The following is an 11,665-nucleotide window of genomic DNA, read 5'->3' on the forward strand; positions in this document are numbered from 1 at the left end:
GTGCTTCTCAGCACAAGTACGAAATGGTGTGATGGCAAGTGCGATGAAAAGGATCGAATCACGCTCCGACGTTGCTGCCGCCATCCACGTGCAGGATCTCGCCCGTCACGAATGCCGCCGATTCCAGATACAGCACGGCTTCGGCGATATCGGCCGCTTCGCCGAGATGCCCTAGCGGAAGCAGTCGCGCGAGTGCGTCATGCTTCTCGCGCGGATGCATCGGCGTCTTGATGATGCCGGGCGCGACGGCGTTCACGCGAATGCCGCGCGACGCGTATTCGATCGACAGAGAGCGCGTCACGGCATTCAGGCCGCCTTTCGTCAGCGCGGCCATTGCAGCGGGCCGCGCGGCGACCGGGCGATCGACGAGGCTCGCCGTGATGTTGACGACATGACCGCTGCGCTTCCTGCTCATCTCGGCGAGCGCGCGCTGCGTGATGTGGAAGAAGCCGTGCACGTTGATCGACATGACGGCTTCGTAGTCTTCGGGCGTGTACTCTTCGAAAGGCTTCGCGATGAAGATGCCCGCGTTGTTGACCAGCGTATCGATACGGCCGAAGCGTTCGAGCGCGATGGCGATCACGTTTTGCGCGGTCTCAGGGTCTGCGATATTGCCTTGCACCGTGGCGATATCCGGATCGTCGCTCGCGCGGATCGTGCGCGAGGTCGCGACGACGCGATAGTTGCGGTCGCGAAATGCGTCCACCAGTGCAGCGCCGATGCCTTGCGACGCGCCCGTGACGATCACCACTTTCTGTTCGGCACCCATGGCCTGCTCCTTGAACGGGTTGGGCCGCGCACGGCCCGTTTCGATGGAGCAAGTCTAGATTCAACCGACCGCAGAGAGAATCCACGCGCGACGGCAGACATTCTTCCGACACGCGGTTCAATGAATCGATCAGCGTGCGTCCGTGATGCGCTGCAGCTGCTTGAAGTGCCGGCGCAGGCGGGGCGCGGCGAAGTCGACGAACGCGCGCACTTTCGGCACCGACAGCCGGCCATGCGGCGTGAGCAGATGAACGGGCAACGGCGCGTGTTCGCTGTCGCGCAGGACGATTGCGAGCTTGCCGTCCTTCACCTGCTGCGCGACGTGATAGGAAAACACGCGCGTGACGCCGCGCCCTTCGATTGCAGAAGACACGGCTGCATCGATGCTGTTGACGATCAGGCGCGGCGAGAAGCGCACGACCTGCGCAACGCTCGAGCCTTCCGCTGGCGGAAAGCTCCACGAGTCGAGACCGAAGTGCGTCATCGAGATGATCGGGTGCTGCTCGAGGTCGGCGGGTTCGCGGATCTTCGGGTGTGTCGCGAGATAACGCGGCGATGCCGCCACGACGCGCCGCACTTCGCCGACAGGAATCGCGATCAGCGTCGAATCGGGCAGATGCGCGATGCGCAGCGCCACGTCGATGCCCTCATCGATCAGGCTGACGGGGCGGTCGAGCATGTGCAGGCGGACGGAGACGGCGGGGTATTGATCGATGAAGGCGTCGAGGATCGGCCGCAGCAGGTCCTGGCCCGCAGCCACGGGTGCCGTGACCGTGAGCAGGCCGCGCGGCGCGGAGCGCTCGCTTGCGACCAGCAGATCGGCTTCTTCGAGATCGGTCAGGATGCGCCGGCATGCAGCGGCATAGCGCTCGCCGGCTTCGCTGAGCTTGATGGTGCGGGTCGTGCGATGCAGAAGCGGAGACCCGACGTGCTCTTCGAGAAACGCAATGGCGCGGCTCACGGCAGCGGGCGAACGGCCGAGGCGCCGGCTCGCGCCCGCGAGGCTCCCTTCGTCCAGCGTCGCGACGAACACTTTCATTGCATCGATCCGGTCCATGGTGCATCGCTCACGAAGCGTCGGCGGGGCGACGTTGCCCGGAAGTGTACAGCGGCGTGTGTCCTCGCGAGGTTAGAGGGCGGTCGTGATTCCGTCTTCTGGCTGTTCTCGTGCTCTCATGCAAGAGGATGACTGTTATCGAAAACCGAAAGTCCAGCGTCGACGCTTCTTACGCTGTGTCTCCATGCTCATCAGCACCGATCACGACGCTGTTCGCGCTCTCGTAGCGATAGCGCGGCACGTCGAGATTCTGCGGAGCAGGCTTGTCCTTGAACACGCGACCCGCAAGGTCATAGGTCGAGCCGTGACATGGACAGAGAAATCCGCCCGGCCAGTCGTCGGGCAGATTGGGTTGCGGGCCCGGCTGAAAGCGCGGACTCGGCGTGCATCCCAGGTGCGTGCAGACGCCCACCACGACGAGCAGGTTCTTGCGTTCCGCGCGCGAACGGTACTCGTTGTGGCAATACGCAGGCAATGGCATCGAGAACGGCCGCTCGCTATGAGGGTCGGCGACGAACGGATCGGCGGCGCGCACAGCGGCCATCATCGAATCGGTGCGATCGACGATGAAGACGGGCTTGCCGCGCCACGCGACCGTCAGCATGTCGCCGGGCTGAAGACGGCTGATGTCGACCGTCACGGGCGCGCCCGCGGCCAGCGCGGACGCGGGCGGCCGGAACGAATCGACGAAGGGCGTCACGACCGCGACGCCTGCAATGCCGCCCGCTACTGTCGTCGCGATCATCCATCGGCGTCGTGCCTCGTCGGGTGGCGCGTCGACGAACGCACTCACGTTGTGCTCCCATCTGCTTGCGCCGATTGCGTCGTCGTGTGCGTCGGCCACAGGAACAGCGTGCGAACGTGCGTCGACGGTTTGACATCGACAACGCGCTGCTGTGTGTTGCCTTCATAGCTGACAGTGATCCTGTAGCGTCCGTCCGGTAGCGACGCGAGCATGAACGGTCCGTGCGAAGTGGCGTTCAGCAAGGTCGCGCCGTGCATGTCGGTGATATGAACGGGGATGTCCGCGAGATATTCGTTACCCTGATGGGTCTTGCCCGCGAATTCGAGCACGAGCGGGTACTTGTGCATTTCGTCCTTGAGCGCGGCCGACTGATCGCTGCCTACGCCGCCCGACAGATACGCGACGTTGCCCTGATGCTGAAGCGGCGGCAGGATCGGCGTTGCGGCGAACGCGATATTCGCGGACTGCGCAAGCACGAGCGTAATGGCGAGAAGAAGACCTGCTTTGGCGGATGAGTTCATGACGATCTCCATCGTGAAGACAAGTGCGTCGATGACGCGGCATTACTTTTCGACGCGCGCGAATTGAGCGAGCGGTCAAGCGAAATAGCGTTTGTGGTCGCAGCGTCGTGGCGATTTCAATCTAGGCGGGGCGGATTAAACGAGACTTAAACCCTGTGGAGATGCGTTTAGTCATCAACCGGGAGTTTTGCGCTGACAGAAAGCTTTCTTATCGGCTTGTTAGAATGGCCCCGTCAGGAACAGCACTCGTTTTCTCGAATCATGAACAATCGCAATTGCCCGGGACGCTCGCGTCGTTGCGCTATTCAGGCAGCAGCGGCTGAACATGCAAAAGTCGGCCTCGCGAATACGGCGCGCTGATATGGAAGGATCGCATGTCCTGCTAGGCATTCTCGCGTGGGCGTTCTTCATCGGCGCGCTCTCGCTGATGTGGATCACCGTCAACGCGGGTTCGTTCTATTCCCGATACGCGCGCTGGTGCCGCGCGTGCAACGTCACGCCGCCGGCCCAAAGTGTCGCGTTCTGGCTGAACTTCGCGGCGAGCGCGATCGCGCTGATCGCGGCATTGTTCTTCGCGGCGATGTATCTCGCGGCCAGCTAGCTTCATCGGTGCCGTGCCATCTGACCGAGCAGTTATCCGCCATTGAACGCCTGATGCAAACACCGTCACGACTCAGTACGCTTCGACAGATACCCAGCAGCGTCTGGGTGCTCGGCTGTGTCAGCCTGTTGATGGACGTATCGTCCGAGATCATCCATAGCTTGCTGCCGATGTTCATGATGGCGAGCCTCGGCGCGAGCGCGGCGACGATCGGCATCATCGAGGGCGTTGCAGAGGCGACGGCGCCCGTCGTCAAGGTGTTCTCCGGCGCACTCAGCGACTATCTCGGCAACCGCAAATGGCTCGCCGTCGCGGGCTACGGGCTCGGTGCGCTGAGCAAGCCGCTGTTCGCGATTGCGCCGACGCTCGGCTTCGTCGTGACCGCCCGCGTGATGGACCGAATCGGCAAGGGCATACGCGGCGCGCCCCGCGATGCGCTCGTCGCCGACGTCACGCCGCCACATCTGCGCGGCGCTGCGTTCGGGCTGCGGCAGTCGCTCGATACAGTGGGCGCTTTTCTCGGTCCGCTGTTCGCCGTCGTCATCATGCTGAGGTGGGCGGACGATTTCAGGCTCGCGTTCTGGCTCGCCGTGATTCCGGGTGTGATGGCCGTCGTGCTGCTGACGCTCGGCATCGACGAGCCCTTGCGGCAAGCAGGCGCAAAGCGCGTCAATCCGATTGGCCGCGACAACATCCGTCAGCTTGGAAGGGCTTACTGGTGGGTCGTCGCCGTCGGCGCCGTGTTTGCGCTCGCGCGTTTCAGCGAGGCCTTTCTCGTGTTGCGCGCGATGAACAGCGGCGTGCCGATCGCGCTCGTACCGCTCGTGATGGTCGCGATGAATGTCGTCTATTCGTTGTCCGCGTATCCGCTCGGCAAGTTCGCCGATTCGACGAGCCATATCCGCTTGCTGATCGTCGGGCTCGCGATTCTCTGCGCGGCGGATGCCGTGCTCGCGCACGCCGTTCACTGGGGCATTCTGCTCGTGGGCGTCGCGTTGTGGGGCCTGCACATGGGCATGACGCAAGGGCTGCTCGCGGTGATGGTGTCGCATAGCGCGCCCGCGCATTTGCGCGGCACGGCATTCGGCATCTTCAATCTGTCGAGCGGAATCGTGACGCTGATATCCAGCGTGATCGCGGGCGCGTTGTGGGACCGGATCGGCGCGGCTGCTACGTTCTACGCGGGCGCGGCATTTTGCGTGATGACGATCGTGCTGCTCGTGGCCAGTCCCGCGCGACGCATTGCGCAGCTGCGCTAGGCGCACCGGCTGCCGTCGTCCGCAATCGCCGATCAACTGATCTCGCAGCGCCGCGGCGTGATGAGCGTGCGACGACTCGATACCTGCAAACTCACTGCGCTTCGACTCGCGGACCGGCATCACAGTGAGATGAACGATAATATGGCATTCCAGCCGGCATGCTTCGACACATGAAGCGCGCCGCAGGACCGTCGTCCTTCTTTCACTTTGCCGCTTATGTCAGACCTCAGAATCGACCGCAACGCCAAGACCCTGCGGGAACTCACGCTAGACAAGCTGCGTGGCGCAATCGTGCAAGGCTATTTCCGGCCGGGCGCACGGCTCGTCGAGCGGACGCTGTGCGACGAACTGGGCGTGAGCCGCACTGTCGTGCGTGAAGTGCTCCGGCATCTTGAAACGGAGGGACTCGTCGAGATCGTCGCGCAGAAGGGACCGATCGTCGCGCGGCTCGATCCCGAGCAGGTCGGCGAAATTTATGAACTGCGCGGCCTGCTGGAGGCAAACGCCGCGCGTGCGTGCGCCGAGCAATCGACGCCTGAACTCGTCAAGCAATTGCGCGAAATCCGCAAAACCATCGAGGATGCGTTCGAACAGCACGACATGCCGCGCGTGCTCGAATACACCGAGCGCTTCTACGAGGCGATGTTCGAAGGCGCGCAAAAACGGGTGTCGCTGGCTGTCGTCAAGACGCTGAACGCGCGCATCAACCGTCTGCGCGCGTTGACCATCGCGACGCCGGGCCGTGGCGACGAGTCGAACCGCGAGATGAACAAGCTGCTCGACGCGATCGAGCGGCGCGACGGCGACGCGGCATCGGCGGCGTCGTTCGCGCACATCGGGCGCACGGCGGAGCTGGCTTTGAGCGCGCTCGCGCAGCAGCAGGAAGCGGCCGACAACGGCTGATCCCTTTTCTCCACGAACGCTTACGAATCAAGGCCGCCGGCGCTCCCGGCGGCCTTTTTTGTTTGCCCCGCCGTTCGCGCGCGTCGACGCGGGCTGATCGCCGCCCCTGCCGTACCCCGCACCGCGCACCGCACCGCACCGCGCCCCGCACCGCGCCCCGCACCGCCCCCCGCACCGCRCRCCGCACCGCACGCCGCACCGCACGCGCCGAAAAACGTGCCTGAAATTGTTCGGCCAATATCATGGTATTCCATAATACTTTGCCGCTTGGTGTAGTCCGTAAGACGGCATACCATAATCTCAACCAACCGCAGATCACGGCCTCGGGCCCACGTCAGGAGAGAGCGATATGAAGCTGGAAGTGCGCAAGCTGGTCACTTACATCGAAGAGACCTTTATTGAAGGCGGCAAGGAAGCGGCCCGGCCGTTGAAGCTGTTCGGCGCGGCAGCCGTGCTGCGCAATCCGTGGGCGGGGCGCGGCTTCGTCGAAGACCTGAAGCCGGAGATTCACGCGCTCGCGCCGCAACTCGGCGAAATGCTGACGGCGGAAATGCTGCGCGTCGCGGGTTCGGGCGATGCGATCGAAGGCTACGGCAAGGCGGCCATCGTCGGCACGTCGGGCGAAATCGAGCACGCGTCCGCGCTGATTCACACGCTGCGTTTCGGCAACCACTATCGCAAGGCCGTCGGCGCGAAGAGCTATCTGAGCTTCACGAATCTGCGCGGCGGCCCGAACTGCCCGATCTCGATTCCGCTGATGCACAAGCACGACGAAGGCATGCGCTCGCACTATCTGACCGTGCAGTTTTCGATCGTCGATGCGCCCGCGCCCGATGAACTCGTGATTGCGCTGGGCGCATCGATTGGAGGCCGTCCGCATCACCGTATCGGCGACCGTTATCAGGATCTGAAGGAACTCGAATCCCATGAAGCCTGAACTGGCGCCCGAGCGGGCGGTGTCGCATGGCGAGGCCGCGGGCACGAGCTATAGCGTCTACGCGCCGCGCTCCGATGAAAGCGGCGAGACGGTTGTGCTGATTCACGGCGTGGGCATGAACCAGAGCGTATGGGCGCCGCAGATCGATGCGTTGACGGCGTCGTTCCAGGTGGTCGTGTACGACATGCTCGGTCATGGCGACAGCGCGCTGCCGACGCCCGCGCCGACGCTCGACGAATACGCGGCACAACTCGAAGCGCTGCTCGACGCGATGCGAATCGGACGCGCGCATATCGTCGGGCATTCGATGGGCGCGCTCGTCGCGCTCGAATTCGCGCTGACGCATCCGCAGCGCACGCTGAGCGTCGCGGCGCTGAACGCGGTGTACGACCGCACGCCCGCGCAACGCGAAGCCGTTATGACGCGCGCCGAGATGCTCGGTGATGCGCCCGCCGGTGTGAGCCCGGACGCAGGCGTCGATGCGACGCTCTCGCGCTGGTTCGGCGATCCGATTCCCGTTCATCTGACGCAGGCGGCGCAGGCCGTGCGCGAGCTGCTGCTTTCCGTCGATCCCGTCGGCTATGCGCGCACCTACCGGCTCTTTGCCAGCTCGGACGATGCGCACGTCGGCCGCCTCGCGAGTCTCGCCGTGCCCGCGCTCTTTCTCACGGGCGAGTGCGATCCGAATTCGAGCCCGTCGATGTCGCTTGCGATGGCGGCGGCCGCGCCGTTCGGCCGCGCGGAGATCGTCGCGAACGAGCGCCACATGATGAACGTCACCGATCCGGCGCGCGTGAACGAAAAGCTGCTCGCGTTCCTCGCCGAAGCATCGGCTGCGAACCCGGCGCGAGCTTTCCACCCGAAGCACCGAACGATTCCTGGAGAACGCCATGACTGAGCCGACCACTGCGCCGACCACCGAGCACATCGCGGAACAGGCTTTCGACCTTGCCGATTTTCGCCGCGCGCTCGGCGCATTCGTGACGGGCGTGACGGTCGTCACGACGATCCAGCCGGATGGTTCGCCGCGCGGCTTCACGGCGAATTCGTTCACGTCGGTGTCGCTCGATCCGCCGTTGATTCTCGTGTGCATCGCGAAGACGGCATCGAGCTACGCGGTGTTTTCGCAGACGAGTCGCTTCGCAGTGAGCGTGCTTGCCGAAGATCAGAAAGGGGTGTCCGGCGTGTTCGCATCAAAGGCCGCCGACAAGTTTGCGCAAGTCGCGTGGCATGCGCGCACGACGGGCGCGCCCGTTATGGACGACGCGGCGGCGAGCTTCGACTGCACGACGCACGAAGTCGTCGATGCCGGCGATCACATCATATTGATCGGACGTGTCGTCGATTTTGTTCATACGAGCTCGTCGCCGCTCGGCTATTGCCGGGGCGCGTATGTGAACTTCAGCCTGTCGCAGGATGCGTTGGCGGCGGCCGGTTCGCGCGCGCAAGTGGGCGCGATTCTCGAACATCGCGACGGACTCGTGCTGCTCGATACGCCGAAGGGATTGCAGTTGCCGACAGGCATCAAGCTCGAACCCGCAAGCGATGCGGCGAGTCTGCGCGGCGTGCTCGCGAAGCTCGGTCTCGACGCGCATCTCGACTTCATTTTTGCCGTTTTCGAATCGGGCAGCGGACAGGCGCCGAGTGTACAAATCTACTATCGCGGCCGTGTGATCGACAGTGGCGCTGCGTGGATCGATAGCTCGATCCGCATCGTGCCGTTGTCGCAGATTCCGTGGGACGAATTACGCGACGAAGCTGTGCGCTCGATGCTCGAACGCTACGTGCGCGAACGCAGCGAAGACGCATTCGGCATCTATGTCGGCGATACGGAAGCCGGCATGGTGCAGACGCTCGCGCTTGCTCATTGATCAGCGCAACTACGTTGCGAGGGACGGCAGTAAGCGCTGAAGCGCTAACTGCCGTCGACAAAGGAGAACAGAGATCATGAAGTTTTCGTTGTTTCTGCATATGGAGCGGTACGACGACACGACGTCGCATCGCGAGCTGTTCGACCAGATGACCGAGCTCGTGCAGATCGCCGAGCGCGGCGGGTTCGAGACGGCATGGATCGGCGAGCATCACGCGATGGAGTTCACGATCGCGCCGAACCCGTTCGTCAATCTGTCGTATCTCGCCGCGAAGACGGAGCGCATTCGTCTGGGTACGGGCACGGTCATCGCGCCGTTCTGGCATCCGATTGCGCTCGCGGGCGAAGCGGGCATGGTCGACGTCGCGAGCAATGGGCGGCTCGATCTCGGCATCGCGCGCGGCGCTTATAACTTCGAATACGAGCGCCTGCTTCCCGGTCTCGATGCGATGAGCGCCGGTGCGCGGATGCGCGAACTGGTGCCCGCGCTGCGCAAGCTCTTCGAAGGCGATTACGCGCATCAGGGCGAGTTCTGGTCGTGGCCCAAATCGACGCCCGTGCCGCGTCCCGTCCAGCAGCCTCATCCGCCGATGTGGCTCGCCGCGCGCGATCCGAACTCGCATGCGTTTGCTGTTGCGAACGGCTGCAACGTGCAGGTGACGTCGCTGGCCTCGGGCGATGCCGAAGTCGTGAGCCTGATGGAGCGCTTCAATGCCGCGTGTGCCGCGCATCCTGACGTGCAGCGTCCGCAGGTGATGATGCTGATGCACACGTTCGTCGGCGCGAATGCTGCGGAAGTGGATGCGGCCGTCGAAGATCTCGCGCGCTTCTATCGCTACTTCAGCAAGTGGTTCAAGAACGAACGCCCCGTCAAGCAGGGCTTCATCGAGCCGCTGACGGATGCCGACGTCGAGATGTTCCCGCAGTACTCGTCCGAATCGATCCGCAAGAACCTCGTGATTGGTGAGCCGAAGCAGGTGATCGCGCGACTCAAGGGTTACGAAGAACTCGGCTATGACCAGTACAGCTTCTGGCTCGACAGTCATATGAGCTTCGAGCGAAAGCGCAAGTCACTGGAGCTGTTCATCTCCGACGTGATGCCCGCTTTCGACAAGCATTGAAGCAATCCTCTCATTGGAGTGGCTGACATGGTCCAGCGGTTCCAGCAATACATCGACGGTGCATTCGAAGATGCGCGCGAGCATTTCGACAGCATCGATCCGTCGACGGGCGATGTGTGGGCGCGCATGCCTGCCGCGAGCGCCGAAGATGTCGACCGCGCGGTGCGCGCGGCGCATCGCGCGCTGAACGATCCGGCGTGGGCGAATCTGACGGCGAGCGCGCGTGGCAAGCTGCTGTACAAACTCGCCGATCTCGTCGCGCAACATGCACCGCGTCTCGCGGAACTCGAAACGCAGGACACGGGCAAGATCATTCGCGAGACGCGCGCGCAGATCGGCTATGTCGCCGAGTACTACCGCTATTACGCGGGCGTCGCCGACAAGATCCAGGGCGCGTGGCTGCCCGTCGACAAACCCGATATGGAAGTGACGCTGCGTCGCGAGCCCGTCGGCGTCGTTGCGGGCATCGTGCCGTGGAATTCGCAGCTTTTTCTCTCGGCGGTCAAGGTCGGGCCCGCGCTCGCGGCGGGTTGCACGATCGTCCTCAAGGCATCCGAAGACGGCCCCGCGCCGCTGCTCGAATTCGCGCGGCTCGTACATGAGGCGGGCTTTCCGAAGGGGGTCGTCAACATCGTGACGGGCTTCGGCAACGATTGCGGCCGCACGCTGACGAGTCATCCTCTGGTGTCGAAGATCGCGTTCACGGGCGGCCCCGAAACCGCGCGTCATGTCGTGCGCAATTCGGCGGAAAACCTCGCGGCGATGTCGCTGGAACTGGGCGGCAAGTCGCCCGTGCTGGTCTTCGACGATGCCGATTTCGACAGCACATGCAACGCCGTCGTCGCGGGCATCTTCGCGGCGACGGGGCAAAGCTGTGTCGCGGGCTCGCGTCTCGTCGTGCAGCGCGGCATACACGATGCGCTTGTCGAGCGTCTCGTCGCAAAGGCAAAGGCGATTCGCATCGGCAATCCGCACGACATGGCGACTGAAATGGGACCGCTCGCGACGCGCCGTCAACTCGAACATATCGAGCGCGTGCTGCGCGCGAGCGTCGAAGCGGGCGGGCGCGTCGTCACGGGCGGCAAGCAGCCAGATGGCATCGGCAAGGGCAACTACTTCATGCCGACCATCGTCGATTGTCCGGATGCGCAAGTGCCGAGCGTGATGGAAGAGCTGTTCGGGCCGGTGCTCAGTGTTGTCACATTCGATACGGAAGCCGACGCGATCGCGCTCGCCAACGACACGCGCTATGGCCTCGCCTCAGGCGTATTCACGCGCGATCTGACGCGCGCGCATCGTCTGACGCGTGCATTGCGCGCGGGCATCGTGTGGGTCAACACGTATCGCGCGGTGTCGCCGATCGTGCCGTTCGGCGGCTACGGTTTGAGCGGACTCGGACGCGAAGGCGGGCTCGAAGCGGTGCTCGACTACACGCGCACGAAGTCCGTCTGGATTCGCACATCGGATGAACCGATCGCCGATCCGTTCGTGATGCGCTAACCCGTCAACGCTCGCACAGGAACAGGAGCCCGCATGTTCTACGAAATCCGCACGTACCGCATCAAGACGGGCGCCGTGCCCGCGTATCTGAAGCTCGTCGAGGAGGAGGGCATCGAGTTGCAGAAGCGGTATCTGGGTCAACTGGTCGGCTACTTCTTTTCGGAGGTCGGTCCACTGAATCAGATCGTGCATATCTGGGCCTATCCGAGTCTCGACGAACGCGAGCGCCGCCGCGCCGCGCTCGCCGAAGACCGCGTATGGCAGACCTTTGCGCCGAAGATTCAGGCGCTGATGGAAGAGATGGAAAACAAGATCATGAAGCCGGCGCGTTTCTCGCCGCTGACCTGAGAACCTGAGAGAGAGCGTCCGGCTGGCCGCCGTAC

13 protein-coding genes are annotated in these 11,665 nt (G+C 63.7%); 9 read left to right on the plus strand and 4 right to left on the minus strand.

Going from position 1 to position 11,665, the window contains the following annotated elements; all coding sequences use genetic code 11:
- Positions 1–58: 58 nt before the first annotated feature.
- From GCT13_RS15040 to GCT13_RS15055, 4 genes are all read right to left on the minus strand, one after another.
- Positions 59–769, minus strand: a complete 711-nt coding sequence (locus GCT13_RS15040; protein ID WP_152759349.1) for an SDR family NAD(P)-dependent oxidoreductase — start codon at positions 767–769, stop codon at positions 59–61.
- Between the two features lie 129 nt (positions 770–898).
- Positions 899–1,825, minus strand: coding sequence for a LysR family transcriptional regulator (locus GCT13_RS15045; protein ID WP_152759352.1), 927 nt, complete (start codon positions 1,823–1,825; stop codon positions 899–901).
- A 169-nt stretch (positions 1,826–1,994) separates the two neighbouring features.
- Entirely contained in the window at positions 1,995–2,618 is a 624-nt protein-coding gene (petA, locus tag GCT13_RS15050; RefSeq protein WP_321574367.1) for a ubiquinol-cytochrome c reductase iron-sulfur subunit, read from the minus strand.
- A complete protein-coding gene (locus GCT13_RS15055; RefSeq protein WP_152759355.1) occupies positions 2,615–3,091 on the minus strand; it encodes a carboxypeptidase regulatory-like domain-containing protein in 477 nt (158 codons plus the stop codon). The genes petA and GCT13_RS15055 overlap by 4 nt, the downstream gene beginning before the upstream one ends.
- Before the next feature lie 361 nt (positions 3,092–3,452).
- Here GCT13_RS15055 and GCT13_RS15060 point away from each other — a divergent pair, with 361 nt between their 5' ends.
- The 9 genes from GCT13_RS15060 to GCT13_RS15100 all read left to right on the plus strand — a co-directional run bounded on the left by GCT13_RS15060 (position 3,453) and on the right by GCT13_RS15100 (position 11,630).
- On the plus strand, positions 3,453–3,692 hold the full coding sequence (locus GCT13_RS15060; RefSeq protein ID WP_152759358.1) for a hypothetical protein: 240 nt from the start codon (positions 3,453–3,455) through the stop codon (positions 3,690–3,692).
- Positions 3,693–3,745: 53 nt separating this feature from the next.
- Positions 3,746–4,951 carry an MFS transporter gene (locus GCT13_RS15065; protein ID WP_152759361.1) on the plus strand — a complete coding sequence of 402 codons (1,206 nt, stop codon included), beginning with the start codon at positions 3,746–3,748 and terminating at the stop codon, positions 4,949–4,951.
- 216 nt (positions 4,952–5,167) lie between these two features.
- Positions 5,168–5,854, plus strand: a complete 687-nt coding sequence (locus GCT13_RS15070; protein WP_152759364.1) for a GntR family transcriptional regulator — start codon at positions 5,168–5,170, stop codon at positions 5,852–5,854.
- Between the two features lie 349 nt (positions 5,855–6,203).
- The gene (locus GCT13_RS15075; protein ID WP_152759367.1) at positions 6,204–6,791 is read left to right on the plus strand and encodes an amino acid synthesis family protein; all 588 of its coding nucleotides are present in this window, start codon (positions 6,204–6,206) and stop codon (positions 6,789–6,791) included.
- The gene (locus tag GCT13_RS15080; RefSeq protein WP_152759370.1) at positions 6,781–7,689 is read left to right on the plus strand and encodes an alpha/beta fold hydrolase; all 909 of its coding nucleotides are present in this window, start codon (positions 6,781–6,783) and stop codon (positions 7,687–7,689) included. The genes GCT13_RS15075 and GCT13_RS15080 overlap by 11 nt, the downstream gene beginning before the upstream one ends.
- Positions 7,682–8,662 carry a flavin reductase gene (locus tag GCT13_RS15085; RefSeq protein ID WP_152759373.1) on the plus strand — a complete coding sequence of 327 codons (981 nt, stop codon included), beginning with the start codon at positions 7,682–7,684 and terminating at the stop codon, positions 8,660–8,662. The genes GCT13_RS15080 and GCT13_RS15085 overlap by 8 nt, the downstream gene beginning before the upstream one ends.
- A gap of 76 nt (positions 8,663–8,738) precedes the next feature.
- Entirely contained in the window at positions 8,739–9,782 is a 1,044-nt protein-coding gene (locus tag GCT13_RS15090) for an LLM class flavin-dependent oxidoreductase (RefSeq protein WP_152759376.1), read from the plus strand.
- A 27-nt stretch (positions 9,783–9,809) separates the two neighbouring features.
- Complete coding sequence (locus GCT13_RS15095; RefSeq protein ID WP_152759379.1) at positions 9,810–11,282, plus strand: aldehyde dehydrogenase; 1,473 nt, start codon at positions 9,810–9,812, stop codon at positions 11,280–11,282.
- Between the two features lie 33 nt (positions 11,283–11,315).
- The gene (locus GCT13_RS15100; protein WP_152759381.1) at positions 11,316–11,630 is read left to right on the plus strand and encodes an NIPSNAP family protein; all 315 of its coding nucleotides are present in this window, start codon (positions 11,316–11,318) and stop codon (positions 11,628–11,630) included.
- Positions 11,631–11,665: the final 35 nt, after the last annotated feature.

This window comes from Paraburkholderia franconis (assembly GCF_009362735.1).
Taxonomy (GTDB): Bacteria; Pseudomonadota; Gammaproteobacteria; order Burkholderiales; family Burkholderiaceae; genus Paraburkholderia; species Paraburkholderia franconis.

Coding starts and splice junctions, on each gene's coding strand:
- GCT13_RS15040 (WP_152759349.1), bottom strand. CDS start 769: ATGGGTGCCGAACAGAAAGTGGTGATCGTCACGGGCGCGTCGCAAGGC.
- GCT13_RS15045 (WP_152759352.1), bottom strand. CDS start 1,825: ATGGACCGGATCGATGCAATGAAAGTGTTCGTCGCGACGCTGGACGAA.
- GCT13_RS15055 (WP_152759355.1), bottom strand. CDS start 3,091: ATGAACTCATCCGCCAAAGCAGGTCTTCTTCTCGCCATTACGCTCGTG.
- GCT13_RS15060 (WP_152759358.1), top strand. CDS start 3,453: ATGGAAGGATCGCATGTCCTGCTAGGCATTCTCGCGTGGGCGTTCTTC.
- GCT13_RS15065 (WP_152759361.1), top strand. CDS start 3,746: ATGCAAACACCGTCACGACTCAGTACGCTTCGACAGATACCCAGCAGC.
- GCT13_RS15070 (WP_152759364.1), top strand. CDS start 5,168: ATGTCAGACCTCAGAATCGACCGCAACGCCAAGACCCTGCGGGAACTC.
- GCT13_RS15075 (WP_152759367.1), top strand. CDS start 6,204: ATGAAGCTGGAAGTGCGCAAGCTGGTCACTTACATCGAAGAGACCTTT.
- GCT13_RS15080 (WP_152759370.1), top strand. CDS start 6,781: ATGAAGCCTGAACTGGCGCCCGAGCGGGCGGTGTCGCATGGCGAGGCC.
- GCT13_RS15085 (WP_152759373.1), top strand. CDS start 7,682: ATGACTGAGCCGACCACTGCGCCGACCACCGAGCACATCGCGGAACAG.
- GCT13_RS15090 (WP_152759376.1), top strand. CDS start 8,739: ATGAAGTTTTCGTTGTTTCTGCATATGGAGCGGTACGACGACACGACG.
- GCT13_RS15095 (WP_152759379.1), top strand. CDS start 9,810: ATGGTCCAGCGGTTCCAGCAATACATCGACGGTGCATTCGAAGATGCG.
- GCT13_RS15100 (WP_152759381.1), top strand. CDS start 11,316: ATGTTCTACGAAATCCGCACGTACCGCATCAAGACGGGCGCCGTGCCC.